The organism is Pseudoalteromonas sp. APC 3495 (assembly GCF_030407645.1).
In the GTDB taxonomy this organism is placed as follows: Bacteria; Pseudomonadota; Gammaproteobacteria; order Enterobacterales; family Alteromonadaceae; genus Pseudoalteromonas; species Pseudoalteromonas tetraodonis.
On sequence record NZ_JASDDA010000012.1, the window covers coordinates 49,570 to 75,729 of the forward strand.

Sequence of the window (26,160 nt, forward strand, 5' to 3'; positions counted from 1 at the left end):
ATTGGAGCGTTATTTTTTTGCTGTTAATGGCGTACCATCAAAGGTAATACCTAAAAATGGGGTGGCTTCAGGCGCTAACATAAAGGTGCGAATATTCATGTGATCGTCTGCATCTGGGTTGTTTAGTACGTCTTCGCGATAAAATGCCCCAAAACAATCTAATGTATTTTGCTTACTAAGACCATTGAGCTTAGCAAACGCAAAAATTTTGCATGAACCGTTATTTTCACTCGCAGAGCTCAATAACCCATGGTTACTAAAACTGCACGCTGTAAAAGTATAATGCTCATCAATAACGGCCATAGTATCAGCAAAAGCAATGCTTTTAGGCTCATTCGCGAGCGTTGTTAAGTAGTTTGTGAGCGTCATACGCTGTCCTTGTTATTATAAGATATTGTTAAGTAATTACCCCTAACCTATCTTATGATTGATTTATATTCAATTGAGCCAATAAAACAAGCATAGTTTATTTACCAATTAAGTGGGTTAACGCATGAATGTTGGTTATTTCAATATCAGCAAGTCCTTTGTAGGCATAGGCTTGTGCTTGATTATTTAACCACACAGACTGGCAGCCAGCGTTATTAGCACCTTGCACATCGCTATCAAGGCTGTCACCTATGTGTAAAATTTCACTGTTGTTAATACGCAAATGTGTTGCAGCTTGATCAAATAAGGTCGTATGTGGTTTAGCTTTACCGTGCAAGCCAGCTTGCAGCACCAGTTCAAACTTATCTTTTAAATTAAAACGCTCAACCTCTACATTACCGTTAGTAATGGCAATTAATTTGTAGTGCTGGCTTAGTTTATCGAGCAATGTTAGTACGTCTTCGCTCACTTCAATATTACTGCGCGCATCAGCAAATGCTTGATAAGCACTGTGTGCATGATGCTCTACTTCATCGTCTTTAAAACCAAGCTCAGACAAAACTAAGCGTAGGGTATGTTTACGCCACTGAGTGACGTTATCAATGAGTTCAGGTTGGTGTTGAACAACTCGCTCACGGCATTGTTGCCAAAACTGTGGCCCCTGTTTTTTGTAGCCTGGCAGCGCATTTAAATAATCAATTTGCGCCTGAACGGCTGCGGTTATGATTGGGCGGTTGTCGTATAAGGTGTCGTCTAAGTCAAAGCTTAGTACAGAAAAAGGAGAAATTGCGCGATTAAATCGGATCATGGTTATTACCCTAATCGGTTCGTTTTTTAGCACGTGGATGGGTGTTGTCGTACACCTTAGCCAAGTGCTGAAAATCTAAATGAGTATAAACTTGGGTTGCAGATAAACTACTGTGGCCTAATAGCTCCTGTACTGCTCGTAAATCGCCAGACGATTCTAAAATATGCGACGCAAATGAGTGGCGTAATTTATGCGGATGCACTTGTGAGCTTATACCTTGTTTAATGCCCCATTCTTGCATTCGCAAACGGACTTGGCGCACAGAGATACGGTTTTTTTTACTACTTAAAAATACCGCGTGTTCGTCTGCGCCCATAAATAGCGGCCGAACCGCGAGCCATTTCTTTAATGCCTCAAGGGCCTTAGAGCCAACCGGTATTAGCCGTTCTTTTGCACCTTTACCACGTACCAGTATTTCACCATTACGGGCGTTTATATCCTGCATGTTAGCACCAACTAACTCGCTAATGCGCAGACCTGATGAATACATGAGTTCCATCATGGCTTTATCTCGAATGGCAAGTGGATCGTCATCGGGGATTTCGAGTAAACGTGCCATTTGGTCAACATCAAGATTTTTAGGTAAAGGCTTGGCAAATTTAGGGCCTTTTATCCCTTGCGCGGGGTTATGGTAATGCGGTTGCTCAGTAATATTTTTTGCTTTTAAAAACTTATATAAACTTCGAATGCAGCTTAGCTTTAAGCTGATTGTTCTGCCGCTCAGTTGCTTAGCGCGCAGCGCCATGCTGTAACGGCGAATGTGCTCACTTTGTACGGCAAACCAATTGTCGCATAGCTTATTAAAATACAAGGCGGCAAAACCTAATTGGCTAACATATTGATTGACGGTGTGCGCTGAATACTGGCGTTCAAATTTTAAGTAATCACTAAATAATGTAATGGGTGTACGCCAGCTATCGCTTAAGTCGCTAATATTTGGCGTGTCGTCGCTCATGCCAGTTCCAGTAACCGTATTTGTAATGAGCGTACAAAATCTAACACAAATAAGTTATCTTGTGAGGGCTCAAAGTGGTTCTCATCGTGGCTGCCAAAAGCCAAAATAGCATAAGGGTTAGTGGGTTCACCAATTAAATACAGGGCAGTCGATTGGGTATCATCATTAAAGAGTAAGTCGCGCTCTTGCTGATTTACCCGCCCTAAATAATGATTACTATCTGACAATCTATGCTTTACTAAGCCCTCAAACGTGCTGTCGTATCTTACGAGTTTGCACTCATTAATAGTCGGGCTCATGCAAATAATGTTGCGTAAGTTACTTGCCAAAGTATTAAAGTCATAATTGCTCCAAAGCTGACGATGGCATTGACTGAACAAGCGGTACACGAGTTCATTTTGCGTGGCATGCTTGGTCATCGTCTCGATTTGATGTTTTAACTGAGTATTATGTTCACGTAGTTGACGTTGCTGAATATGTACTAACGAAGTCGCCCCCTGAACTTGCTGTTGTAACTCAAGTTGCGCTAATAGCGCAGGTTGATTTATTAAAAAATCAGGGTGCTGTTGTAAGTAATCTATTACTTGCTGTTTAGTTAATTCACTCATAGTGCAACTTGCCCATCAAATACATGTTCAGCGGGGCCTGTCATACGCACTGGGTGGCCTTCGCCACTCCAGCGAACTTGTAAGCTACCGCCTGGTAAATCAACTTGCACTGTGCTGGTGAGCTTGTTTTGAATAAAGCCAATCACCATAGCGGCACACGCACCGGTACCACAAGCAAGTGTTTCGCTTACACCACGTTCCCACACTCTGAGTTTAATGTGTTCTTGAGAAATAACCTGCATAAAGCCAATATTTGCGCGCTGTGGAAAACGTTCATGATTTTCAAGCAACGGGCCAAGGGTACTCACTTGTGCCGTTTCAATGTCGTCTACTTCCATGACGCAATGCGGGTTACCCATAGAAACAGCACTACTAAAAACGGTATGTTCTTCTGCACGAATAATATAAGTCAGCTCACGTTTGGTTGCTTTAAGCGGGATTTTACTCGGCTCAAAATTAGGGTGTCCCATGTTAACCGTTACTTGGCCGTCTTTTTCAATATACAGGGTGAGGTTACCCGATTTAGTTGAAACGCTAATTTTATGTTTATTGGTTAAGCCTTTCATGCGCACAAAGCGGGCAAAGCAACGGGCGCCGTTACCACATTGTTCTACTTCGTGGCCGTCGGCATTAAAAATCCGATAGTGAAAATCGAGATCGGGTGAGTAAGGGGCTTCAACCATCAGTAATTGGTCAAACCCAATGCCGAAATGGCGATCGGCCAGCTTTTTGATTTGATCACGGGATAAAAAAACGTTTTGTGTAATATTATCAATCACAACAAAGTCGTTACCTAAGCCGTGCATTTTGGAAAAATTAACTAACATAGCGCTCTAATTCGGTTTTGCTCTGCGCTAATCATGCCACAGAGCAGCTAGGTAACAAAAACGTTTATGGTAAAATTTTCTCACCTTGGTACAGGCTCTCGATGGTTTCGCGTTCGCGAATAAGATGATGTTGCTCACCATCTACCATTATTTCGGCAACCCGTGGGCGTGAGTTATAATTTGAACTCATTGTAAAGCCGTATGCTCCAGCGCTACGCTGCACTAATAAGTCACCTTGTTTGAGTGCTAGAGGGCGGTCTTTACCTAAAAAGTCACCGGTTTCACACACCGGCCCAACTACATCATAGTTGTGGGTAGGTGTTTCGTCATCACGCACCGATACAGGAATAATTTTTTGCCACGCTTGATAAAGTGATGGGCGCAACATGTCGTTCATACCCGCATCAACAATCGCAAAGTACTTGTCTTGATTTTGCTTAATAAACTCAACCTGAGTCACTAAAATCCCAGCGTTGGCGGCAATAGCTCGCCCTGGTTCAAAAATCAGTTCAAGGTGGCGATAATTAGTAAGGCGCTGTGTTACTTGTGCTGCATACTCACTCGGGTGGGGAGGCTGTTCGTCGTTGTAGGTTACGCCAAGGCCTCCACCAATATCTAAATGGCTTAACTCAATACCTGCATTTTTTAACTCATCAATTAATGCCAGTAGTTTATCAAGCGCCTCTAAAAACGGTTTGGTTTGTGTCAGCTGTGAGCCAATGTGACAATCAACCCCAACTATATTTAAGCCAGGTAACGACGCAGCATGTTGGTACACACTTAACGCGGTTTCGATACCAATGCCAAATTTGTTTTCTTTTAGGCCAGTAGAAATATACGGGTGTGTTTTAGCATCAATATCAGGATTAACACGAATAGAAATTGGCGCGTCTAGATTAAGCTCACACGCTACTTCTGAAATGCGCTCAAGCTCTGAGATTGATTCAACGTTAAAACATTTAATACCTAATTCTAACGCATAAGCAATTTCGTCAGCGGTTTTAGCAACCCCAGAAAACACCACTTTATTGGCTGCGCCTCCCGCTTTGATGACCCGCGCGAGCTCGCCTTTTGAAACAATGTCAAAACCCGCACCAAGTCGCGCCAGTATATTTAATACTGCAATATTTGAATTTGCTTTAACGGCGTAGCACACTAGGCTTTTATGATCTTGAGCTGCATTGGCAAACGCTAAATAATGGCGTTCAAACGTCGCTCTTGAATACACATAACACGGTGTACCATAGTGCTGTGCAATCGTTGCTACGCTGACATCTTCAGCAAATAGTTGGTTGTTTTTATAATTAAAAAAATCCATTTACTGCTCCTGTTTTTGCTCAATAGGTGTTTGCTTGTTGGGGGTGTCTGTTGGCTGATTTTGTTCAGTAGGCTGCTCTGGTAAGTACAGCGGGCCGCTTTGACCACAGCCAGCTAACGCACACAACAAAACGGTGCTGATTAATAGTTGTTTTAATTGTAAGGTATATGTCGCTTTCATTAGATTAATACGGTTGCTGGCTTTATAATCGCAGAGTAACAGAATATCTAAAAAATGCAGCTATTCGCGGATGATTTTATTCCTGTTACACTAGCTGTACAAACATGCACCCATTATTTAGGCGTCTTGCCTGCAAAGGAAATTAACGATGACTGATCACGAATATCACCAGTTAGCAGAAGCTCTTATGTTCACAATTGAAGAACAAGTTGATGATTGTGAAGCAGATTTAGATTATGAATCGGCTCAAGGTATTTTAGAAATTATTTTTCCAGATCGCAGTAAAATTGTGATTAATAAGCAAGCACCGTTGCATCAAGTGTGGGTGGCAACAAAATTTAATGGTCACCATTTTGAAATGCGTGATGGTCAATGGATTGATAACCGCTCAGGCGCAGAGTTTTGGAGTTTCATCAATGAAGCGTCAACACGTCAAGCGGGTCAAGAAATTAAGTGGCAATCATCGCTATGAGTTTAGAGTTTGTTCAATACCCAGCTCAGGGGACGCATAAAGCCACGGTTATTTGGTTACATGGTTTGGGTGATTCAGGTAATGGTTTTGCCCCAGTAGCGCCACAGCTCGATTTACCCAGTGAACTAGGTGTGCGTTTTGTATTTCCGCATGCGCCTATGCAGGCTGTTACTATTAACGGCGGTATGCAGATGCGCTCATGGTATGACATTAAATCGATGGATTTAGACAAACGTGCAGATGAACAAGGGGTTAGGGAGTCTGCAGCAAAAGTTGAGCAATTAATAACGCAAGAAATTGCTAACGGCATACCGGCGAACAAAATTATTTTAGCGGGATTTTCACAAGGTGGCGTCATATCGCTACATTTAGCCCCGCGTTTAGAGCAAAAGCTTGCTGGCGTTATGGCACTATCAACCTATATGTGTGTGCCACATAAATTGGCTGATGAAGCAAAGCAAACACAGCTAAATATATTTATGGCTCATGGGAGCCAAGATGACGTTGTACCGCATAGCGCGGGTAGAAGTGCGTTTGAAGTATTATCAACGCATAACATGGATGTGAGTTGGCAAGAATACCCTATGGGGCATCAGGTTTGTACACAAGAGTTACAAGCTGTGCGCCAATGGTTAATTTCTCGCTTAAGTTAGTTTAGGAGCCGCTGAGGGTCAAAATGAGTCAAAAAATAGTAATAACAGCAAATGTAAAACGTGAACCACAGGTTAGCGAACCCAGCGTGAGCTATGAGTGGCATTGGCGTCGGATTGTGAGTATTTCTATGTTGGTGATTATGACCTCTGCAGCGGTTATTTACGGCCTGTCTAGCGCTGTGAATGCTGATCAAGGGGCGCCGCATCCTAATGAGCAGTTCGATTCTACTGAGCAACAAATAGCAATTGTGTCGTTAAGCGATGATACTGCAGCATCAGCAGAGAGTGAAAACGCAACAGATGCTGATGAGGAGCTGCTGAGCAGTGTCGCAATTGCAGCACCTAAAATCCTTTCCCCAGATGAGCAAAAACCAGCTCCTATTACCGAACAAGTAACAACAGAGCCTGAAGTTCAACAAAGTATTATTGAGCAAGAAGTAGAGCCAACGCTCACTGCTGAGCCTGAAGAAGCAGCCATGGCTGCAACAGATAACCAAACGCCTGAAACCGAAACGGCCAGTGAAAAACAGGCTGAGCAAAAAGTATTTGCTGAATCAGCACAAGTTGCGAGTGTGGCCATTGGTGCCAAAATAGATACCGCTACTATTAGCCGAGCCGTATTGACGCGCAGTGTGAGTAATCGTGAACCAACCAATGTATTTGCCGCCGATGTGCGTTTAGGCCAATTTGAAGAATCATTGTCATTTTTTAGTGAGCTTAAAAACTTACAAGGTCAGCAGGTAAAGCATATTTGGTTATTTGAAGGCGAAGTGATGGCGGAAGTGTCGCTCAAAGTTACTTCTCCGCGCTACCGAACTTACTCAACTAAAAATATTATGGATTCCCAGTTAGGGAATTGGCGCGTTGATGTGGTTGATGAGCGAGGTTTACTCATTGCGCAAAAAGAATTTAGAATTTTAGCTGATTAAATCGCCCTCAGATAGAACAGGTTTTAATCCTGGAAGGTCAACAGACCCCAGTAATTATTGATGGATATTTTATGACTGAAAAAACAAAGTTAGTTCGCATTGCTACTCGTAAAAGTGCATTGGCACTGTGGCAGGCTGAATTTGTAAAAGCGCAGCTAGAGCATTTTCACGATGACGTGCGTGTAGAGCTGGTGCCTATGTCGACTCAAGGTGACATTATTTTAGATACACCACTGGCTAAAATTGGTGGTAAAGGCTTATTTGTAAAAGAACTAGAACAAGCCATGCTTGATGGGCGAGCAGACATTGCAGTGCATTCAATGAAAGACGTGCCAGTCGAATTTCCAGATGATTTAGAGTTACACGTTATTTGTGAGCGTGAAGACCCGCGTGACGCGTTTGTCTCAAATAATTTTGCCAATATTGATGCGTTACCGCAAGGCGCCATTGTTGGCACCTCAAGTTTACGTCGCCAATGCCAAATCAGAGCGTTGCGTCCAGATTTAGAAATTCGTGACTTACGTGGCAATGTAAATACACGTTTAGCAAAGCTTGATAGTGGTCAATACGATGCGATTATACTCGCAGCGGCTGGGCTAATTCGTTTAGAAATGGGTGAACGTATTCGTGACTTTATTGAGCCAGAAGTGTCGTTACCTGCTAATGGTCAAGGTGCTGTCGGTATTGAATGCCGTATAAATGATGAAGTTACTAAAGCCTTATTAGCTCCGCTGGAGCACAGTGAAACTCGTATTCGTGTTAATGCCGAGCGCGCAATGAACCGCCACTTAGAAGGGGGCTGCCAAGTTCCGATTGGTGCTTATGCATTGGTTGATGGTGAGCAAGTGCATTTACGTGGTTTAGTTGGGGCGATTGATGGCAGCGAAATTTTACGCGATGAAATTAGTGGGCATGTTGATGATGCGGAAAAATTAGGAGTTGAGCTGGCTAAAAAACTCTTAGCACAAGGCGCAGATAAAATCCTTGCTGACGTATATCGAGACGCATAATGAAACACATCTTGATAACTCGGCCCGAAGGAAAAGGCGCAGCCCTTGCACAGCAACTTGAGCAAGCGGGTTATCAAGCGTCTTTATGTCCTGTTCTAAAAATAACGTATTTAACCCCAACCAGCGTTGAGCTAAGCCCGTTGGTTAATGCCGACAAAATTATTTTTGTTTCGCAAGATGCAGTACATGCACTGAGTGCGCTTAAGCCTGCAATTAACACCAAAGCGCAGTTTTATGGTGTTGGCCAACAAACTGCCGACACCATTTATGAAGTATTTGGTGTACGTGCTGCTTTGCCAAAACAACATGATTCTGAGGGGTTGCTGGCGCTTAAGTCATTGGCTGAGGTTGATGGCAGTAATATCGTGTTGGTTAAAGGCATTGGTGGGCGGCCTGAGATAGCAAAAACCTTAAAACAACGCGGTGCTTTTTTAAATAATTGTGTGGTGTATCAGCGCGAGCCGGTAGCGCAACAATCCGCTGACTGGATAGACCACTGGCAAAGCCAGAATGTACACGGTATAGTCATTACTAGTAATGCCGCCGTTGATGCCATTTTTAATACCCTTACCGCGGCGCAACTAACATGGTTACAACAGTGCGAATTTTATGTTGCCAGTGAGCGTATTGGCGATTATTTACAACAGCAAAAAATAAATTCGACACATATACATACTGCGGCAGGGGCTAGCGACCACGCTATGTTTGCCTGCATTAATCAGCAAGGTAGCAAAATGAGTGAACAGTCAGCGACGTCAAAAGTAGAAAAAGCAGCAGCGCAACCAATAGCCAATAACACGTCTAATACCGCTAAAAACGACACTGCAAAAGCCAATAATCAAACGCAAAATAATACCCATAAAGTGAGTAAGGTGGGGAGTTTAGCGTTGGTGATTTCGTTACTTGTTGCCAGTGGCGTGGGTTATGAGTTTTATCAAAAGCTCAATGCCGGTAAAGTGCAAAATTTAGCGGTTAATGCATTATCAGAGCAAAATAAGATATTGCAGCAAGAGCTGCAAGCGCTTAAGTCTGAGCAACTCAGTCTTCAGCAAGCGTTACAAAAGAGCGAAGAGCAAACTGCTATGGCGCTTAATGAAAACTCTGTAAAAAATCAGCAAGCATTAAAAGCAGCACTGCAAAAAGTGCAGCAAAGTGGTAACACATTAAACCCACAAGAAGTGACCAGCTTACAACGCATGGCTGAATTTAAATTGTGGGCTGAACAAGATTATCAAGGCACAAGTGCAGTGCTTAAACGTTTAGATTCACTTTTAAGCGACCACCCAGGCACGCTTGAATTGCGCCAAGCAATTATACAAGACATACAAACGCTCGATAGCATTAAACCCGTTGCGACAGAGGCGATTTACTTACAGTTAAATAGTGTTAGAGATCGTATCGATAACTTGGTATTTAATGCGGTTAATTTGCCAGAAGAAGCGTCAGTAACTGACGAAAACGCGCTCTCTGAAAATATGAGTGATTGGCAGCAAAATATCCGAAATAGCTGGAATAAAATAGTTGATAGCTTTATTACAATTCGCCATCACGAAGGGGTATTAATAGAGCCGCTATTAACTGATAGAGAGCGCCACCTGATTAATCAGCGCATAAAGCTCAATATTACTCAGGCGCAAGATGCACTAATGAGCAAGCAAGCCAGCATCTATTTTAGCGCCTTAAACGACACAAAACGTTTAGTTACTGAATACTTTAAGCAAGATGATAATGCCACAAAAGTGGTACTACAAACTTTAGTAAACCTTGAAAAAGAGCCGCTTAACTTTAACCCTGAGGTGACATTGCAAAGTACTCAGCAAGTTAAGGAGTGGGCACAATGATAGGGTTGATCATTTTTATTGTCGCTATTGTATTGGTATTAGCGATCACTCCTTTCGTGTTAGATGAAAAAGGCTATGTACTGATTTCATTTAATAACACCACCATAGAAGGTACGATTGTTTCGTTTTGTATTATGGCGGCACTGAGCGCAGCAGCTTTGTATTTAACTTACAAACTCGTACGCTACTGTTTATCTATTTACAGAAATACCAAACATGGATTTTTTGCTCGCAGCCAAGAGCGCAAGCATGCAGCTATAGAGCAAGCACTTTGGAGTTTGATTAATGACGATTACGCGCAAGTGGAAAGCGCGTTATCAAGTAACAGTGTGCCAGCTAAATTTTTAGACATACGTTTGGCGTTACTAGCAAAAGCTGCACTGGCAAATAATCAACCCGATAAAGCGCTGGAATACTTGTTTGAAATAAGCCCTGAGCAGCAACTAAAAGTGGCTAAACTATGGTTAGCCAGTGGCGACAGCAGTGTTATTGAACCGCAAATACGGATGGCGGCTGAATCTAAAAAAGCCACGGTACTTGAGCTTAAACTGTACACTGAAGTGTTGGTGCAACAGCAGCACTTTAAAATATTAGAAGACTTTTTACCGCGCTTATTACGTAAAGATGCATTGAGCGATAAGCAGTGGCAGCAGGTGTTTTTAGCTTATTTTGCTGCTCAAGCGAGTGATGAGCTAACCAGTAAGTACCAGCAATTAGGTAAGAAATTGCAAGCACATGCGCACACTGCGTACTTAACTCAAATGGCAAAAACAGGGCAGTTGGCGAGTATTGAAAACGAGTTAAATAAAATGCTCAAACACGCTAAGCACCACACTGAACTTGCCGACATTTTACGTGAAGCTGCGCCAAGTAATGCTTACAAGCTGCAATCAAGCATTCAAGAACGGTTGAAAAAAGACGAGCACAATAACGCGTTATTATTAGCGCTGGCGTGTTTAGCGAATGCCCAAGGTGATTATGATTTAGCTGCACGAGTATTCGACAAAGCGCTTAATAGTGATAACAAATCACAGTATCGACAACAAGCTATACTAAGCTATAAACACAGCGCACAATTAGATAAGGCGCTTGTGCTCTATCAATAATGGATTATATTTTATAAATCAATAATTAAAAGCGCAGGAGCGAAGGCTATGAAAAATGTGTTTACACTCTCTTTTAGTCTTGCATGCGCTTATTTTTTTACTGGTTATCTTAGTAATTTATTACTCGCAGTTGACGGTTATGCCGTGGCTTCTTGGCCACCTGCAGGCATTGCACTAGCCAGTTTTTTATTATGGCGCCATCGCGCTTACTTAGGCATTATTGCTGGTTCTTTACTGATTAATTTAATTCATTTAGACCATGTTACAGATATTTTAAACTGGCAAATTTTGTTACATGCAGTGGGCCTCAGCTTCGCTGCTTTTTTGCAAGCATGGCTTGGCGCGCAAATAATTACAAAAGTAATAAAAGCCCCTCTAGACCTTTCATCGTTAAAATTAAGTATTCAAAGCTTAGTAATTGCAGGTCCTGTCTGCTGTGTTATAGGCGCTATTGCTGGCACGAGTTTATTAGTATTTAACCAGATCATCCCTGCTGCGAATGCGCTGGATAATTTTACTACTTGGTGGATAGGTGACAGCATTGGCGTATTAATTTTTACCCCATTGCTATTAGCTGTATTTCACTATTCTGAAATGCGCCATCGACTACAAGTTATTGTTCCTGCATTACTTATTTATGCGATTATTAGTATTAGTTTTTATGGTGCAGCGAGTGTAAAAAAACAAAAAGACACTCAAAAGCAAGAAACGAAAGTGCTTGCGACTCAAAGCGCTATAAATCAAAAGTTAGATGAGATCATTGCGCATCTATCTTTATTAAGTGGTTTTTTAGCAAATAGTGAAGACGTTAGTTTTAGTGAGTTTACGCAGTTTACAGCTAAACAATTAAGCTACAGTGAAGAAATACTTGCTTTTAAATGGGTTCCTGCGATTACTGATGATTCTCGTGCCGAGTATCAATCATGGATTGAGCAAGTTGATAGCGAAAACCCGTTTATCAAACAAAAATCAGCGAATGGGCAATGGCAAAAAGCCCCCTATCGAGAGCTCTATTACCCCGTAAAATATATAAACCCACTTAGGGGAATGAAAGATATTGTTGGGTTTGATTTAGGTTCAAACGAGCAAGTACGCACAGCACTCACTAAATCTAAAGTACTTAATGAATTGGTGATCAGTGAACCGACAGCACTGATACCGAATAACGATGGATTAAGTGTACTCTTTATGTATCCCGTTTTTGGAAATGTGGTAACAGAAGGCGATTTTAAAGGATTTGTTGTTGCCGTGGTTAGCTTAGCTAAACTTTCTAAGTCGCTGTCGTTTGACTCTAATGAGCGTATTGCGATTAGTTTTTTTGATATTAATAATGCTGAAAAACAGCAGGCACTTTATATTGCAGAGCATCATTCTATGGTGTTACTAAAAAAATATCAGTTGTTAATTGGTCAGCGAATGTGGCGCGTTGAGCTGCATCAACCCGTTTTAAAATCATCGTGGTTCATATACTGGCTAGCGCAAATAGTGGGTATGTTATTTGTGTGGTTGTTGATTATATTTTTGATCTCTGTGACGGCTACCAATATTCGGATTCGCGAACAAGTGGCAAAGCAAACACTCACGCTACGCCAAGAAAAACAAAAGGCCGATGAAGCCAGTGCTATAAAAAGTCAGTTTTTAGCCAACATGAGTCATGAAATACGCACGCCAATAAATGGCATAAAGGGTATGCACTATCTAGCGCTACAACAACAGGATTGGCAGCAAGCAAAAGGCTATATAGAGCAAGCTGATGGTGCTCTAAGTGTATTATTAAGAGTGTTAAACGATGTACTCGACTTTTCTAAAATGGAAGCCGGTAAACTTGAGTTAATGCAAGAGCCTGTGAACCTCAAGCAATTAGCCGAGGACATCGTCGGTTTAATGCGATTTGAGGTGGAGAGTAAATCGCTTTCTTTAAAATTAGAGTATGACAGCGATGCGCATTTAATTCTCAATACCGATCCTATTCGTTTAAAGCAAATTCTGCTTAATTTATTAAATAATGCAGTAAAATTTACCGCAAAGGGCTGTATTACGTTAAAGATTTGGCAATCATCAAAAATGACATATTTTAGTGTTAACGATACCGGGATTGGCATTAGCTCTGCAGCTCAAAAACAGCTTTTTAAACCCTTTTCTCAAGCAGATAGCTCAACGTCACGTCAGTACGGTGGTACTGGTTTAGGTTTGAGTATTTGTAAAAAATTGGTCGAATTGATGGGAGGGGCTATTGATTTAAAAAGCAGTGAGGGGCATGGATCTACGTTTACTTTTAGCTTACCAGTTCATTCATCGCTGCCAAAAGCCAAATACAGTGCTGATGCTTTATCAAAAATTGATGTGAGTAATATTTCTTTAGAAAAATATCAATTACTTATAGTGGAAGACAACCCATTAAACCAACATGTTGTAAGTGCTATTTTAGAAACTAAACACGGTATTGCTGATATCGCAAATGATGGCTTAGAAGCGATTGCGATGCTTAGCGAAAAAAACTACGACCTAGTATTAATGGATATTCAAATGCCTAATATGGATGGTTTACAAGCAACAAAAGTGATTCGTAATGAGTTAGGTTTTTTTGATTTACCTATTATTGGTTTATCCGCCAACGCTCACGAACAAGACGCTCAAAAAGCGATTGCCTCTGGAATGGATAGCTACATGACCAAGCCTATTGAAGCTGATGAGCTATTTAAAACGCTTTGGTATTATTTATCTCGCTTAGATAAGTAACACGTATTTTTGTACAAAAGGCAGACATAAGACCTCCAAGCGCCATTTTAAATATTCTACACTTGAAATATTACTGTACCTGCGTATCATTCGCGCAATTTTAACTCAACCGAGTAGCTACTATGATTAATAGAAAAATACCTTTGCTAGATATTCACCGTCACTTAGATGGGAATGTACGCGCGCAAACCATACTAGAACTTGGTCGTCAGTTTAATATAGCTTTACCAGCAGATAATGTTGAGGCACTTATTCCTCATGTTCAAGTTATTGATCCTGAGCCAAACCTAATGGCTTTTTTACAAAAGCTTGATTGGGGGGTCACGGTACTGGGTGATTACGATGCCTGTAGACGAATTGCAATAGAAAACATTGAAGATGCACAAGCGCAAGGCCTTGATTACGTAGAGCTACGTTTTAGCCCTTACTACATGGCACAAAGCCAAGGTTTACATCCTCAGGGCGTTGTTGAAGCCGTGGTCGATGGTATTAAAAGTGCAACAAAAGATGCTGATATTAAAGCAAACTTAATTGGTATTTTATCTCGTACTTACGGTGTTAAAACCTGTCAACACGAGCTGGATGCTTTACTTGCTTTTAAAAATGATTTGGTCGCGGTTGATTTAGCGGGTGACGAAATTGGTTACCCTGGTGAACTGTTTGTTGATCACTTTAAACAAGTACGCGATGCATATTTAGCGGTTACTGTGCATGCTGGCGAAGCATTGGGTGCTGCAAGTATTTGGCAAGCATTAAACGAGCTTGGCGCAAGCAGAATAGGGCATGGCGTTAAAGCGATTGAAGACTCAACGCTAATGGATTATTTACGTGATAACCGTATTGGTATTGAATCGTGCTTAACCAGTAATATTCAAACCAGCACAGTGAATGATTTAACTAAGCATCCGCTTAAACAGTTTTTAGATCATGGCATTTTGGCCAGCATTAATACCGATGATCCGGCTGTTGAAGGGATTGAAATTGAGTACGAATACACAACTGCAGCGCCACAAGCTGGTTTATCGCAAGCTGATATGGAAAAAGCGCAAGCCAATGCACTTGAGATTGCGTATTTAAGTGATGCAGATAAACAGGCACTCAAAACCAAAGTCGCACAGCGTTAATCACCTGTACTATAAAAAAATGCCACTGTTTACAGTGGCATTTTTGTTTATATGTGAGTTTGACAGCTAACGTAATTATCATAAAGTGCTTTTAAAATATCGGCACGGCTGATCATGCCAACTACAACGTCACCATCAACCACAGGGTAATTCTTTGGCTTACCGGGTTGCATTTGTTCTGCTAATTCCATGATATTGGTATCACCGCTGACCGTCACAACTTCTGTTTGCATCAACTGCGATACTTTTACCATACCGTCACAAAAATAACTGCTTTGCATTAGGGGTTTAAGAAGCTCTTGCTCAGAAATAAAACCTACTAGCAACTTGTTATCGTCAAATACTGGGGCACCAAGCAATTTAAATTTTTGTAGTTCTGCAATGGCGGTCGTCATTTCTGTATTAGGGGTGATATGAGGCAACTTGTGTTGCATAAAATCTTTTACTTTTGTATTTAGCATTTAGGTTTCTCCCGCTGAATGTTCTATACAAAGTATGGTTTATAGATTGGATTTTAGGAAATTGTTTATGTTGATGAGTTTAATAGGTAATAACAATCATCGCAGCGGTAATGGCGGGCAATAAAAACAATTAAGGCACCCTAAGGTGCCTTAAAAATGATGCATTTTCTGTTATTTTATAAAAGCAAATGCATCCGCGTACATGTTTTCGCGAATGGCACCGTGGCTAATAAAGTCATCGCGCACTATGCCTATCATGTCAAAACGACCTGCCATGTAAATATCGTAAGGTTCAAGCGAGATGATATCGTCCATTACCGTTTTATGCACATAACCAGTATGGCCAGTCCAGCTGTCAGTAGGATTTTCTACCACAGGAATAAATTCGAAGTGCTTATGACTATCTGCCCAAGCTTTCATTTCGCTGTGTGCATACAGCGCAGACTCTTCTTTAACACCCCAATAAAATAGCACTGGGCGCTGACAATTTATTTCAGCAAGGTGATCGGCCATTGATTTTGCGTAAGAGAAGCCTGTGCCGCCAGCAAGTAAAATAATGGGGCGCTCGCACTGCAAACGTAGTTGAGAAACACCTAAGCCCGCTTCAATAGTCACTGTTTGATTATTATTGTGGGCACTACGAAGGTGCTCTAGCGATTGCATAGCATATGAGTCAGCAACTGAAGCACCAATATGTAATTCTAAAGCATCCGTTTGTGAAGGACGGCTTGCAATTGAAAACGCACGTTTATCTTTTTCACCTAAAACCAATTGTAAATATTGGCCAGCTTCAAATGTGACGGGTTGCTGCGGCTTTAAAATAACTTTATGAACAAATTCTGTTAGTGGACTGATAGAAACAACGTCAGCGTGTAATGTTTGCATGTTTTACCTTAAATTAGCGGATACGCACTTTATTTGAGCAATAGTAGCATATCCGCAGGGTGAGTTTATAGCCTAGACCAAAGTCGTTAAAGAATACCTAGGCTATCCCAAAGTTCATCAACGCGATCTTTAGTGGCTTGATCCATAACAATAGGTTCGCCCCACTCACGGGTTGTTTCGCCAGGCCATTTGTTGGTTGCATCCATGCCCATTTTTGAACCAAGGCCAGAGACAGGCGATGCAAAGTCTAAATAGTCTATTGGCGTGTTTTCAATTAACGTGGTGTCGCGTGCAGGATCCATACGGGTGGTAATAGCCCATATTACATCGTTCCAATCTCGGGCGTTAATGTCATCATCGCAGACAATAACAAATTTAGTGTACATAAACTGTCTTAGGAATGACCAAACCCCCATCATTACGCGCTTGGCGTGCCCGGGGTATTGTTTTTTCATCGTAACCACGGCCATACGGTACGAGCAGCCCTCTGGCGGTAAATAAAAATCAACGATTTCTGGAAACTGTTTTTGTAAAATTGGCACAAATACTTCGTTTAAAGCCACCCCTAAAATAGCTGGCTCATCAGGCGGACGACCCGTAAAGGTACTGTGATAAATAGGGTCTTTACGATGAGTAATATGAGTGACTGTCATAACGGGAAAGTCATCGACTTCATTATAGTAACCCGTATGGTCGCCATAAGGGCCTTCAGGTGCCATTTCACCTGGCATAATATGCCCTTCAAGCACGATTTCTGCGCTGGCCGGTACTTGTAAATCATTCGAAATAGACTTAACCACTTCCGTTTTACTGCCACGCAATAAACCGGCAAAAGCATATTCGCTTAATGTATCGGGGACCGGTGTAACCGCCCCTAAAATTGTGGCAGGATCAGCCCCTAATGCCACTGATACCGGATACGGCTCACCAGGGTGTTCTTTGCACCACTCTTGAAAATCAAGCGCGCCACCACGATGAGATAACCAACGCATAATAATTTTATTTTTGCCAAGTAACTGCTGACGATAAATCCCTAAATTTTGACGCTTTTTATAAGGCCCTTTGGTAACGGTTAAACCCCAAGTAATTAAAGGCGCAGCATCACCAGGCCAGCAATGCTGAATAGGAAGCTTGGTTAAATCAACATCGTCACCTTGTAAAATAACTTGTTGGCAAGGCGCTTTTTTTACTTCTTTGGCTGGCATATTAAGGACTTGCTTAAATACCGGAATTTGTCCAAGGGCTTCTTTAATGCCTTTTGGTGGCTCTGGCTCTTTTAAAAATGCCAATAACTTACCAACTTCACGTAATTCACTGACATCTTCTTGGCCCATGCCCATTGCTACACGCTTAGGTGTACCAAATAAGTTAGCTAGAACAGGCATGTCATACCCTTTCGGGTTTTCAAATAATAAAGCGGGGCCTTTAGCACGCAGTGTGCGATCGGCAATTTCGGTCATCTCAAGATACGGGTCGATTTCTTGGCTGATGCGTTTTAATTCGCCTCGTTTTTCAAGTAAATCGATAAAATCGCGTAGATCTTTGTATTTCATTGTGGGCCGTTACTTAGCAAAAAGTTAAAAGTATTATACCCAGTTCATGCAAGCCAAGTCATTACTTGCACTTAAAACTTAAAGCGCTCTACCGCACCTTTTAAAGAGTGTGCAAGTTGGTTAACATCTTCACTTTCGCTTGCTAGGGTCGTCGCATTGTCGGCATTTAAGGTGGCATGATCGGTTACCTTAGCCATTATTTGTTGGATATCAGTGCTGTTTGCAAGTTGTTCATGCGATGCATGGGCAATGTCTTTGCTCATTGCATTGACCGATACTAACGTGCTTTTGATACGCTCAACGGCTGCATTTAGTTCAGTACTGTTTTCAACACAATGTTTGGCTTGTTGTTGACCATCATTTATTTCAGCTTGGGTAGACTGAGTATGTTGTTGTAGTGTGTTGATCATGGTGGTTATTTCGCTAGTGGAGCTTTGTGTTCGTGCTGCGAGCGAACGCACTTCATCGGCCACTACGGCAAATCCTCGACCATGTTCACCGGCTCTTGCTGCTTCAATGGCCGCATTAAGCGCTAGCAAATTGGTTTGCTCTGCAATACTGCTAATCGTATCAACAATAGCGCCAATCAGTTTGGTGTATTGTGCAAGCTCTTCGGTGCTGCTAACTGCTTTATCTAGGCGGCTTAAAAGAGATTCAATACTTTGGCTATTGTTGTTTGCAATGTCATTGACATCATTTGCAAACTGCGAGGCATTCGTTATTTCATTTGAGGTACTCTGCGCTTGTTCGTAAACGGCTTGTGAGCTTTGTAGCATACGTTGCGCTAATGAGGTTGCTTGTGCGCTGCGTTCCAGCTGTTGCTTAGCAACGATGGTCATTTGTTGCCCTTTTTCACTGGTTTGAATGGCTGAATTATCGAGTTCGTAGGCGTCGTTACTGATCCCTTTTATTAGGTGAGTTAAATCATCACAAAGCTTATTGGTATTATGCAGTAGGGTACCAAATTCGTCTTTACTTAGAGGATTACTACGCTGTGAAAAGTCACCTGAGGCTATACGTGCGAGTTCTTTATTCACCTTTTTAAGTGGTTTTAGCATGGCGTTAGTAGTAAACACTGAAATAATAACCAGCAAAACAATTAAAACAAAAGCAATAATAATAGCTAAGCTAGAGCCGGTATTGATTGCTGACTTAGCGCTCTCTTGCAGGGAGTCAAAGCGCGTGTCTGCAAGTTTATTAAGCTCAATTAGCTGATTTTCTATAATGATAAAGGCATGTTGAAAACTTTCAAACCGCTGATCAACCTTGTCTTTGCTATTGAGTACAGTGTTCTGCAATGCATACAGCCCATCAGGATTATTTAATAGGCTGCTTAAATCGTTAAACGCCGCTATTAACTCATTGGCGTTGAGCTTATTTGCAATAGGAGAGGCTTGTTGCTCTAAATAACTAAGATTAGATTGAATATTATCGAGTAAAAAAGAAGTGTCCTGTTGGTGGGCATTGATATCTTCAGAGGTGGTTACTTGCCCAATGCCTTTGACATTATTGTTTAGAGTAAATAATAAATCATCAATTCGAGTCGCTGTGCCAAAAACTGCATTTAAAAGCGATTGCTGGTTGCCCGCTACGTTTATAAGCTCTATATCAAGTAATTGGTTACTCAGATCGCGAAGCTGTTCATTAAAGGTAACTGTCAGTGCTGCGGCGGTACTTTGCGCCTTAAAGCGTTGCTCTTTTGCTGCAAGCATGTCGTTGCTTATAGTGTTTAGTTTAGTGAAGTCATTATGAATAGTAACAAGTAATGTTTGCATACTTTGTTGCTTTGCAACTTGTGCTTTTAGCGTCTCTAATTTATTAAAAAACTGTGTTTGCTCTGCGTGTGCTTGCTTTTTATTTTGCAGTAGTAAATCAAGTTTAGTTTGGCTGTAAGCAATGGCGTTAAATTTAGTAATTGAAAGTAGCGATAAACGCAGGTCTTTACTCGCTTGCTGTACCGGAACCGCTAACGTTTCTATGCGCGAGTTAGTGGTACTGATTTGATGGAGTGACCAGTAAAAAAATATGCAGCTGGTGAGCATTAACAGGCCAATAGCTGAAAAGGCTAAAATTATTTTATGTTTTATAGCGATAGAATGCATAACTTTATCAACAGTATTAAGACTTTTGTTAGTGTAGCAAGTTTTTTAATATGTTGTTAGTTAGTGGTTAATTGCTTGTGCATTGATATTTTTTACCGTTAATTATTAGCATAGCTTGCTCGCCCTTACTCCAAAACAGTACCTTGGTATTAATATATTTGCTACCAGAGGCACTCACCTCATGAGTTAATAAATAATCATGCTTATTAAAGCGGAGCGTCGCCTGTTTGTTGCTAATAATATCTAGCTGTGCAGCGGTGTTATCGCACATGTAGTTTGTTGTAATGGGTTGCTCATTGCATGCAACCAGGGCTATTAAAGCAATAGTAATGGCGTAGTGTTTCATTAGGCTGTGTTTTACTTATTTAGTCGCTTGGTTAATTAAGAGCTTAGCAAAGCTAAATTAACCGTTGGTGAAAATAAGGCTTTACGTTATGTTTAAGCTCTTATTTTTAGCTAGGGAATATCATGGCTGGCACTAACCTCTTAACATTACTTGATGATATAACGACCTTACTTGATGATATTGCGACCATGAGTAAAGTTGCGACTAAAAAAACGGCAGGCGTACTAGGAGATGACTTGGCGCTCAATGCGCAGCAAGTTACAGGGGTCACTGCCGATAGAGAGCTGCCGGTAGTATGGGCGGTGGCAAAAGGGTCGTTTTTAAATAAAGCGATATTAGTCCCTGCTGCGTTATTAATTAGTGTGTGGTTGCCTTGGCTAATTACGCCACTTTTGATGATGGGTGGTTTATTTTTATGTTTTGAAGGCGCTGAAAAAGTATTTGCTCGCTTTTTACCTCACCATGAGGAAACGATAGATGATGATGAAAAGTTAGATTTAGTTGAATATGAAAGGCAAAAAGTAAAAGGTGCTATTCGTACTGACTTTATTCTGTCTGCTGAAATTATTGTAATTACCTTAGGGACTGTGGCTGGGGCTACGTTAATGAATCAAGCACTGGTGCTAAGTGTTATTGCCATCATCATGACAATTGGTGTTTATGGGCTGGTAGCTGGAATTGTAAAACTTGATGATGCAGGATTGTATTTACTTAACCAATCAAAACTCTCTGCGAATAAATTTAAAGAATTACTGGGTAAAGGCCTACTTGCAGCAGCTCCCCGACTTATGCAGTTTTTAGCCTTTGCAGGTACAATCGCCATGTTTTTAGTGGGGGGTGGAATTTTAGTGCATGGTGTTGAGTTACTGCATCATACGCAGATTGATATCACACATTACGCCCAGTCAACTTTAGGTGGGGTAGGTGAGATGCTAGCCCCTTTAGTATTTGATGGCTTACTTGGTGTGGTTGCGGGTTTGGTTATTGTTATTATGCATGTAACCTATACTAAGCTCTTTAAAACCCATAATAGCGCGGCGTAATCGCGCTACTTTACATTATTCACATTGTGCACTTTTACATAATTGCTCAAGCTCGTGTTTAGCTTTGCTATTACCTTGAGCAATGGCTTTTTTGTACCAATAAATAGCTTGTGGGGCGTTTTTCTCTGTGCCTTGCCCGTCGCGATACATTTGCGCCAGATTTAGTTGCCCCCATTGAGAACCTGTTTGCGCTGCAAGAGCAAAGCTTTCTAGCGCCTCATCGTATTGCTCATCTTTGTGGTACATAATTCCTTGTTGATTATTTTTATCGAGCTTTACTCCTTTATATAAAGGTTTTGGCTGTGGCGGAAACATCACAAACCCCCCATATAAACTATTTGCATAGGGGCGCAGCACGTCGAATATAATGTCATCCTTGTATAAGCGTTTTATTTCATTACGAGGTAGGGTGATGGTTTTAGACGAAAAGTAATCTCTTTGCACTAATAAACTTGCACGCATTGCTGTGGTTATAGCACTGCTGCGCTTATAGCTGTAATTACTCACCTGAAACGTTATAAATTGCTGATCAAAGCTCAGCACTTGCGCTACTTTTAAATTAGTCAGTGTCCACGGTTCATGAGTGAATTTATCGGCCTTTACTAAATAGGTATCGTAGGCTTTGGGGTTGGTTAAATAACTTTGTTTTAGCGCCTCAGCATTAAGGTGTTTTTGGTAAAAAAATAACAATACCCACAGCAATAAAACTAACCCAATACAGTATTTGGGTAGGCTTAGCTTTTCGAACAGGGGTAACTTTTTAATGCTTGTAGGCTCACAATGTCCACATTGATAGCACTCGCGTTTATAGCTCAACTTTATCGGAAATATAGGAAGAATAGTAAAGCGCAAAAAGCGGCTTTGGTTAACTAAGTGATAGCTGTTACTTTTGCAATTAGGGCAACACTGTACTTGTGTAAAATGAGGAAAAGACTGACTGGTATTGAAAAGCAGCATGAAAATACGCTCCCTGTTTTAATTCTCTTTAAGTTAAAACAATGAGCGTATTAGTTAAAGCAGCAAACTGTAAGTAATTATGTCAGTTACTCTTTAGTGCGTGCTTTTGGCTTAATGGTCGTTTTAGCGTCGGCGGCCATTAACGCAAATACAGCATAAGCAGCGGTGTTTTGACGAAGTTTAGCGGGGGTTACTTTATCAAGGGTGTCATCCGCTGTATGGTGGTAATCAAAGTAGTCAGTACCATCTTGTGCCAGTTCAAAAATAGGCGCAGAAACTGCATTTTTAAATGGGATGAGATCGGGGCCGCCTTTAGCTTCATTTTGGCCAATGTATTCAATATTTAATGGCGCAAGCTCTTTGGCAATCGCGCGCACTACTGGCAGTGAAGCTGCGTTTACATTTGATTCAAAGCCATAAACTACATCAGCACCAAAGTCAGACTCTGCAGCAGCCACAATGTTATTAAGCTCATTTTTATGCTTTGCAAAATACGCTTTTGCGCCCCAAAGGCCGAGTTCTTCAGCTGCAAAAAGCACAACGCGAATACTGCGCTTAGGACGTTTTACATCACTAATATGCTTTGCTGCTGCCATGGTTAAGGCAACGCCAGCGCCATCATCCAGAGCGCCAGTACCTAAATCCCACGAATCTAAGTGCCCACCAATAAGTACATATTGCTCAGGGTTTTCAGTACCATTAAATTGGCCAATGACGTTATAACCAGTGCCCTCGCCTAGGTTTTCGGTTTGTACATTAATATTAACCGACACGTCTTTGTTTAATGTGACTAATCGTGCTATTTGGTCAGCATCAGGATTGGCAATAGTCACGTTAGGTATTTTAGTTACCCCTTCTTTATAATAGCTACCGCCGGTATGTGCAAAGCGATGGTGGCCAGTGCTAACTGAGCGCATCATATAGGCAACGGCGCCTTTTTTAGCTGCTTCAATTGCTCCGGTAGCACGGGCTTTTACCGCGGGGCCATAACCATTGCCGTCAATATCACGGTTCATACGGTAATTAATATAAGCAATTTTACCTTTTAAGCTATTCGCCGGTGCAGCTTTTAATTCGTCAAGGGTTTCGAATAAGACGACAGGTGCACTGATCCCCTCTTTGGGTGTACTAATGCTGTTACCCAGTGCTGTTAAATGCAGAGGTTGCTCGCTTGGAGTGAGTATTTTTCCGCTTTCGCTATAGCGACGCCATTCAGGGAAGGTTGCTTCTTCTAACCAGACTTTATCAAAGCCCAATTCATCAAACTTTGCTTTTGCCCAAGCAACGGCTTTCTTATCGTTTTCGGTGCCTGGTAGGCGCGGGCCTATTTCAGTGGTGAGTGATTCTAGTAATTGATAGCTTAAATCACTTTTAAGGGCGGTGGTGCGCACCTCATCTACTTGTTGTAGCTGTTTTGTAGTGAATTCACTGTTGTTGGCGCTTACCGTCATGCTGGTGGTAAATAGGAGTGCTGTGAGCAATTGTTTCATATTCAGAGAGCCTTTGTAATGATTAACACCATTAAAGCATGTAACAAACAGGATAAAAAATAGATGAGATGAGTAGGCTATTCAGTGGGTTCAAAAGTCAGTTCAAAAAAAAGCCCACCTCAAATTGAGGTGGGCTATGGGTTTTTAAAGTTTGTATTTAAAAGCTAAATTGCGCTGCTAAACGCACGTTTGTGCCTTCACCTACCGTCACGTTATTTAATCCACCACCGGCTAGGTAGTTTTTATCGAATAAGTTTTCAATGTTTAAACGCAGGTTAATATCTGTATTACTTACCTTAAGTGCGTATGTTGCGCCAACATCAACACGGGTATATCCCTGTTTTGTTACTGTATTGGCATTATCGGCAAAACGTTCACCTTCATAAAAAGCGCCGGCATTAAAAGCAATGGCGTCGTTGAGTTCATAACGGGTCCAAAGTGAGGCTGACCACTTTGGCGCATCGGTTGGGCGCTTACCTTCTAATTCTTCATCTCGTTCATAGTTAGCATCTAAATACATGGTTGATGCCATAACAAATAAACGATCGGTAGCAGCACCTTGTGCAGAAAGTTCAAAGCCTTTATGGCGTTGTTCACCTGCTTGCGTGGTTATACTGGTTATATCACCAATAGGGTTAATCAGATTTTCGCTCACTAAGGTGCCTGTTTTACTAATATCAAATAGGGCGCCGCTAAGCATTAATCGATCATCAAACAGTTGCCATTTAACCCCAACTTCTCGTTGCTCAGAGGTAATGGCATCGAGTTTCATGCCATTATTAACATCATTTTCATTTTCTAATGTTTCGTTTTGCGGCTCAAATCCTTCCGAGTAACTTGCGTATACGGTTGCTGATGCATTTGGATGGTAAAGTACGCCGACCTTAGGTACGAACGATTCGTTATTGCTGTTTTCTTTACTTTGTTTATCGTAACGACCACCCAGTGATAGTTGCCATTTAGGCGAGAACGAAATCAAATCTTGAATATAAATCCCGTAGTAATCGTAGGCAGATGAGCTAATAGTATCATCTGATTTGTAACTTATATTAGGGCGATTAGGCTCATTTTGACCGGCAGAAAAATTAATTGCATCAGCAGATGTGCGTAATTGGCCGTAGTAATAATCCAGTGAATTAGCGCCTATTAATAATTGATGATGCACACCCACGGTTTCAAATTCGCCAATAAAGTCGATAAAAGCAGTTTTAAATTGCCAATCATCAAAGCGATCGTAAGGGCGTGACTGATAACTATCGCCTTCGATAAAGTCACTTGGCTTACGTGGTGCTGACTCAAAACGCTGGCGCTCAAATGTTTGTTCATTGTAGCCAAGTTTTACTTGCCAGTTATCGGCTAAAAATACATTAAAATCAATGCCCATGTTTTCAACGGTGATGTCGGTAAAGGCCCAAGACATGTCACGAATTGTTTTATCGTTACCAATGATATTAGCATCATTATCGATCCAAGCCCCCGTATCCAGACCTGCTTCGTCATCGGTACGGTCATAGTGAACACGTACTAAGGCATTATCGCTAATATCGTAATCAACCACTAATGCACCTAAAAAACGATCGCGTTCGCGGTTATCACCGTTTTGATACTCACGCCAATATTCAACATCTTGTTTTACTAATACGCCACGGGCACGTAAATCTTCAGCTTCAGTCAATGCGCCGCCAGCATCAAGCATAAAGCGAGTTGAGCCATGTTGATCGACATCGGCACTGGCATTAAATAACGTTTGTGCGGTTGGCTTTTTGGTCACCATATTTACTAAGCCGCCAGGGCCCGATTGGCCGTACAAAATACTCGATGGTCCTTTAATTACTTCAACTTGCTCTAAAATTTCAATGGGTTGTTGATAGTGCGACCAATGCTGGTGGCCATCACGCAGGTAGCCGGTTGATGAACTTAACTCAAAACCACGTAAGTTAAATACTTCACGATTACGTTGCTTAGATCCTGGCGTTAAACTCGCATCGTTACTTAGTACTTCACCTAAGGTGGTTGCTAGTTGCTCATTTACAATTGTATCTGTAATAACAGTGACTGATTGTGCGGTATCGAGTAATGAGGTTGAGGTTCTCATTGCCCCACTGGCATTATCTACTCTGTAGTCGTTGAAGTAACTGCCTTTTACTTCAATGCGCTCTATATTTGCGGTGTTAGCGAATACATTTGCAGAGGTACTGGCTAAAAGTGCGATAAAAAGTGGGTTAAGTTTCATTAGTAGCTTCCGGCTTAGAGTTATTAGAATAGTAAAACGCCGCAGATCTTAATGAAAATAACTATCATTTGCAATATCTTTATTTGCACTTTTTATCGTGCGTTGTTAATGGTTGCTAATTGTTAAATCTGCTATTATTAGCCGCATATTT

24 protein-coding genes are annotated in these 26,160 nt (G+C 41.5%); 9 read left to right on the forward strand and 15 right to left on the reverse strand.

Annotated elements, in window-relative coordinates:
• Positions 1-9: 9 nt before the first annotated feature.
• From QL984_RS07240 to QL984_RS07270, 7 genes are all read right to left on the reverse strand, one after another.
• Positions 10-369, reverse strand: coding sequence for a HopJ type III effector protein (locus QL984_RS07240; RefSeq protein ID WP_013463722.1), 360 nt, complete (start codon positions 367-369; stop codon positions 10-12).
• Between the two features lie 97 nt (positions 370-466).
• Positions 467-1,177 (reverse strand): HAD-IA family hydrolase, encoded by a 711-nt coding sequence (locus tag QL984_RS07245; RefSeq protein WP_013463723.1) that lies wholly within the window; start codon positions 1,175-1,177, stop codon positions 467-469.
• Positions 1,178-1,187: 10 nt separating this feature from the next.
• On the reverse strand, positions 1,188-2,132 hold the full coding sequence (locus QL984_RS07250; protein WP_013463724.1) for a tyrosine recombinase XerC: 945 nt from the start codon (positions 2,130-2,132) through the stop codon (positions 1,188-1,190).
• The gene (locus QL984_RS07255; protein WP_013463725.1) at positions 2,129-2,740 is read right to left on the reverse strand and encodes a DUF484 family protein; all 612 of its coding nucleotides are present in this window, start codon (positions 2,738-2,740) and stop codon (positions 2,129-2,131) included. Before QL984_RS07255 ends, QL984_RS07250 begins: the two co-directional genes overlap by 4 nt.
• Positions 2,737-3,567, reverse strand: coding sequence for a diaminopimelate epimerase (gene dapF / locus QL984_RS07260; protein ID WP_290172264.1), 831 nt, complete (start codon positions 3,565-3,567; stop codon positions 2,737-2,739). The genes QL984_RS07255 and dapF overlap by 4 nt, the downstream gene beginning before the upstream one ends.
• Before the next feature lie 64 nt (positions 3,568-3,631).
• Positions 3,632-4,885 carry a diaminopimelate decarboxylase gene (lysA, locus tag QL984_RS07265; protein WP_013463727.1) on the reverse strand — a complete coding sequence of 418 codons (1,254 nt, stop codon included), beginning with the start codon at positions 4,883-4,885 and terminating at the stop codon, positions 3,632-3,634.
• On the reverse strand, positions 4,886-5,065 hold the full coding sequence (locus QL984_RS07270) for a lipoprotein (protein ID WP_013463728.1): 180 nt from the start codon (positions 5,063-5,065) through the stop codon (positions 4,886-4,888). It lies immediately after the preceding gene.
• Between the two features lie 148 nt (positions 5,066-5,213).
• Between QL984_RS07270 and cyaY the strand changes: the two genes are divergently transcribed.
• The 8 genes from cyaY (at position 5,214) to add (ending at position 14,939) form a co-directional block, all read left to right on the forward strand.
• The gene (gene cyaY / locus QL984_RS07275) at positions 5,214-5,537 is read left to right on the forward strand and encodes an iron donor protein CyaY (RefSeq protein WP_013463729.1); all 324 of its coding nucleotides are present in this window, start codon (positions 5,214-5,216) and stop codon (positions 5,535-5,537) included.
• Positions 5,534-6,190 (forward strand): alpha/beta fold hydrolase, encoded by a 657-nt coding sequence (locus QL984_RS07280; protein ID WP_138764498.1) that lies wholly within the window; start codon positions 5,534-5,536, stop codon positions 6,188-6,190. The genes cyaY and QL984_RS07280 overlap by 4 nt, the downstream gene beginning before the upstream one ends.
• Positions 6,191-6,213: 23 nt before the next feature.
• On the forward strand, positions 6,214-7,119 hold the full coding sequence (locus QL984_RS07285; protein ID WP_013463731.1) for a DUF2914 domain-containing protein: 906 nt from the start codon (positions 6,214-6,216) through the stop codon (positions 7,117-7,119).
• Between the two features lie 71 nt (positions 7,120-7,190).
• Positions 7,191-8,129, forward strand: coding sequence for a hydroxymethylbilane synthase (gene hemC, locus QL984_RS07290; RefSeq protein ID WP_013463732.1), 939 nt, complete (start codon positions 7,191-7,193; stop codon positions 8,127-8,129).
• Positions 8,129-9,970, forward strand: a complete 1,842-nt coding sequence (locus QL984_RS07295) for a uroporphyrinogen-III C-methyltransferase (protein ID WP_013463733.1) — start codon at positions 8,129-8,131, stop codon at positions 9,968-9,970. The genes hemC and QL984_RS07295 overlap by 1 nt, the downstream gene beginning before the upstream one ends.
• Positions 9,967-11,076 (forward strand): heme biosynthesis HemY N-terminal domain-containing protein, encoded by a 1,110-nt coding sequence (locus QL984_RS07300; protein ID WP_013463734.1) that lies wholly within the window; start codon positions 9,967-9,969, stop codon positions 11,074-11,076. Before QL984_RS07295 ends, QL984_RS07300 begins: the two co-directional genes overlap by 4 nt.
• Positions 11,077-11,124: 48 nt before the next feature.
• Complete coding sequence (locus QL984_RS07305; RefSeq protein ID WP_290172269.1) at positions 11,125-13,815, forward strand: ATP-binding protein; 2,691 nt, start codon at positions 11,125-11,127, stop codon at positions 13,813-13,815.
• Between the two features lie 122 nt (positions 13,816-13,937).
• The gene (gene add, locus QL984_RS07310) at positions 13,938-14,939 is read left to right on the forward strand and encodes an adenosine deaminase (protein WP_013463736.1); all 1,002 of its coding nucleotides are present in this window, start codon (positions 13,938-13,940) and stop codon (positions 14,937-14,939) included.
• A gap of 47 nt (positions 14,940-14,986) precedes the next feature.
• Here add and QL984_RS07315 read toward each other — a convergent pair whose 3' ends face one another.
• From QL984_RS07315 to QL984_RS07335, 5 genes are all read right to left on the reverse strand, one after another.
• Positions 14,987-15,400 (reverse strand): CBS domain-containing protein, encoded by a 414-nt coding sequence (locus tag QL984_RS07315; RefSeq protein WP_013463737.1) that lies wholly within the window; start codon positions 15,398-15,400, stop codon positions 14,987-14,989.
• A gap of 171 nt (positions 15,401-15,571) precedes the next feature.
• The gene (gene fre, locus QL984_RS07320; RefSeq protein ID WP_290172271.1) at positions 15,572-16,285 is read right to left on the reverse strand and encodes an NAD(P)H-flavin reductase; all 714 of its coding nucleotides are present in this window, start codon (positions 16,283-16,285) and stop codon (positions 15,572-15,574) included.
• Between the two features lie 86 nt (positions 16,286-16,371).
• Positions 16,372-17,838, reverse strand: a complete 1,467-nt coding sequence (gene ubiD, locus QL984_RS07325; RefSeq protein ID WP_013463739.1) for a 4-hydroxy-3-polyprenylbenzoate decarboxylase — start codon at positions 17,836-17,838, stop codon at positions 16,372-16,374.
• 71 nt (positions 17,839-17,909) lie between these two features.
• Complete coding sequence (locus QL984_RS07330; RefSeq protein ID WP_036957146.1) at positions 17,910-19,940, reverse strand: methyl-accepting chemotaxis protein; 2,031 nt, start codon at positions 19,938-19,940, stop codon at positions 17,910-17,912.
• A 67-nt stretch (positions 19,941-20,007) separates the two neighbouring features.
• Positions 20,008-20,286, reverse strand: a complete 279-nt coding sequence (locus QL984_RS07335; protein ID WP_013463741.1) for an MliC family protein — start codon at positions 20,284-20,286, stop codon at positions 20,008-20,010.
• Positions 20,287-20,408: 122 nt separating this feature from the next.
• Between QL984_RS07335 and QL984_RS07340 the strand changes: the two genes are divergently transcribed.
• On the forward strand, positions 20,409-21,329 hold the full coding sequence (locus QL984_RS07340; RefSeq protein ID WP_036957149.1) for a DUF808 domain-containing protein: 921 nt from the start codon (positions 20,409-20,411) through the stop codon (positions 21,327-21,329).
• Positions 21,330-21,344: 15 nt separating this feature from the next.
• On the opposite strand, the gene QL984_RS07345 is transcribed toward QL984_RS07340, so the two are convergent.
• The 3 genes from QL984_RS07345 to QL984_RS07355 form a co-directional block, all read right to left on the reverse strand.
• Positions 21,345-22,286: a tetratricopeptide repeat protein gene (locus QL984_RS07345; protein WP_036957151.1), complete on the reverse strand. Its 942-nt coding sequence runs from the start codon at positions 22,284-22,286 to the stop codon at positions 21,345-21,347.
• 86 nt (positions 22,287-22,372) lie between these two features.
• The gene (locus tag QL984_RS07350) at positions 22,373-23,776 is read right to left on the reverse strand and encodes a M20/M25/M40 family metallo-hydrolase (protein WP_138764494.1); all 1,404 of its coding nucleotides are present in this window, start codon (positions 23,774-23,776) and stop codon (positions 22,373-22,375) included.
• Between the two features lie 157 nt (positions 23,777-23,933).
• Positions 23,934-26,009, reverse strand: coding sequence for a TonB-dependent receptor (locus QL984_RS07355; protein ID WP_036957154.1), 2,076 nt, complete (start codon positions 26,007-26,009; stop codon positions 23,934-23,936).
• Between the last annotated feature and the right edge of the window lie 151 nt (positions 26,010-26,160).

Bases quoted from the DNA above. Each gene is read 5' to 3' on its own strand.
- QL984_RS07240 (WP_013463722.1), bottom strand. From the start codon at position 369: ATGACGCTCACAAACTACTTAACAACGCTCGCGAATGAGCCTAAAAGC.
- QL984_RS07245 (WP_013463723.1), bottom strand. From the start codon at position 1,177: ATGATCCGATTTAATCGCGCAATTTCTCCTTTTTCTGTACTAAGCTTT.
- QL984_RS07250 (WP_013463724.1), bottom strand. From the start codon at position 2,132: ATGAGCGACGACACGCCAAATATTAGCGACTTAAGCGATAGCTGGCGT.
- QL984_RS07255 (WP_013463725.1), bottom strand. From the start codon at position 2,740: ATGAGTGAATTAACTAAACAGCAAGTAATAGATTACTTACAACAGCAC.
- dapF (WP_290172264.1), bottom strand. From the start codon at position 3,567: ATGTTAGTTAATTTTTCCAAAATGCACGGCTTAGGTAACGACTTTGTT.
- lysA (WP_013463727.1), bottom strand. From the start codon at position 4,885: ATGGATTTTTTTAATTATAAAAACAACCAACTATTTGCTGAAGATGTC.
- QL984_RS07270 (WP_013463728.1), bottom strand. From the start codon at position 5,065: ATGAAAGCGACATATACCTTACAATTAAAACAACTATTAATCAGCACC.
- cyaY (WP_013463729.1), top strand. From the start codon at position 5,214: ATGACTGATCACGAATATCACCAGTTAGCAGAAGCTCTTATGTTCACA.
- QL984_RS07280 (WP_138764498.1), top strand. From the start codon at position 5,534: ATGAGTTTAGAGTTTGTTCAATACCCAGCTCAGGGGACGCATAAAGCC.
- QL984_RS07285 (WP_013463731.1), top strand. From the start codon at position 6,214: ATGAGTCAAAAAATAGTAATAACAGCAAATGTAAAACGTGAACCACAG.
- hemC (WP_013463732.1), top strand. From the start codon at position 7,191: ATGACTGAAAAAACAAAGTTAGTTCGCATTGCTACTCGTAAAAGTGCA.
- QL984_RS07295 (WP_013463733.1), top strand. From the start codon at position 8,129: ATGAAACACATCTTGATAACTCGGCCCGAAGGAAAAGGCGCAGCCCTT.
- QL984_RS07300 (WP_013463734.1), top strand. From the start codon at position 9,967: ATGATAGGGTTGATCATTTTTATTGTCGCTATTGTATTGGTATTAGCG.
- QL984_RS07305 (WP_290172269.1), top strand. From the start codon at position 11,125: ATGAAAAATGTGTTTACACTCTCTTTTAGTCTTGCATGCGCTTATTTT.
- add (WP_013463736.1), top strand. From the start codon at position 13,938: ATGATTAATAGAAAAATACCTTTGCTAGATATTCACCGTCACTTAGAT.
- QL984_RS07315 (WP_013463737.1), bottom strand. From the start codon at position 15,400: ATGCTAAATACAAAAGTAAAAGATTTTATGCAACACAAGTTGCCTCAT.
- fre (WP_290172271.1), bottom strand. From the start codon at position 16,285: ATGCAAACATTACACGCTGACGTTGTTTCTATCAGTCCACTAACAGAA.
- ubiD (WP_013463739.1), bottom strand. From the start codon at position 17,838: ATGAAATACAAAGATCTACGCGATTTTATCGATTTACTTGAAAAACGA.
- QL984_RS07330 (WP_036957146.1), bottom strand. From the start codon at position 19,940: ATGCATTCTATCGCTATAAAACATAAAATAATTTTAGCCTTTTCAGCT.
- QL984_RS07335 (WP_013463741.1), bottom strand. From the start codon at position 20,286: ATGAAACACTACGCCATTACTATTGCTTTAATAGCCCTGGTTGCATGC.
- QL984_RS07340 (WP_036957149.1), top strand. From the start codon at position 20,409: ATGGCTGGCACTAACCTCTTAACATTACTTGATGATATAACGACCTTA.
- QL984_RS07345 (WP_036957151.1), bottom strand. From the start codon at position 22,286: ATGCTGCTTTTCAATACCAGTCAGTCTTTTCCTCATTTTACACAAGTA.
- QL984_RS07350 (WP_138764494.1), bottom strand. From the start codon at position 23,776: ATGAAACAATTGCTCACAGCACTCCTATTTACCACCAGCATGACGGTA.
- QL984_RS07355 (WP_036957154.1), bottom strand. From the start codon at position 26,009: ATGAAACTTAACCCACTTTTTATCGCACTTTTAGCCAGTACCTCTGCA.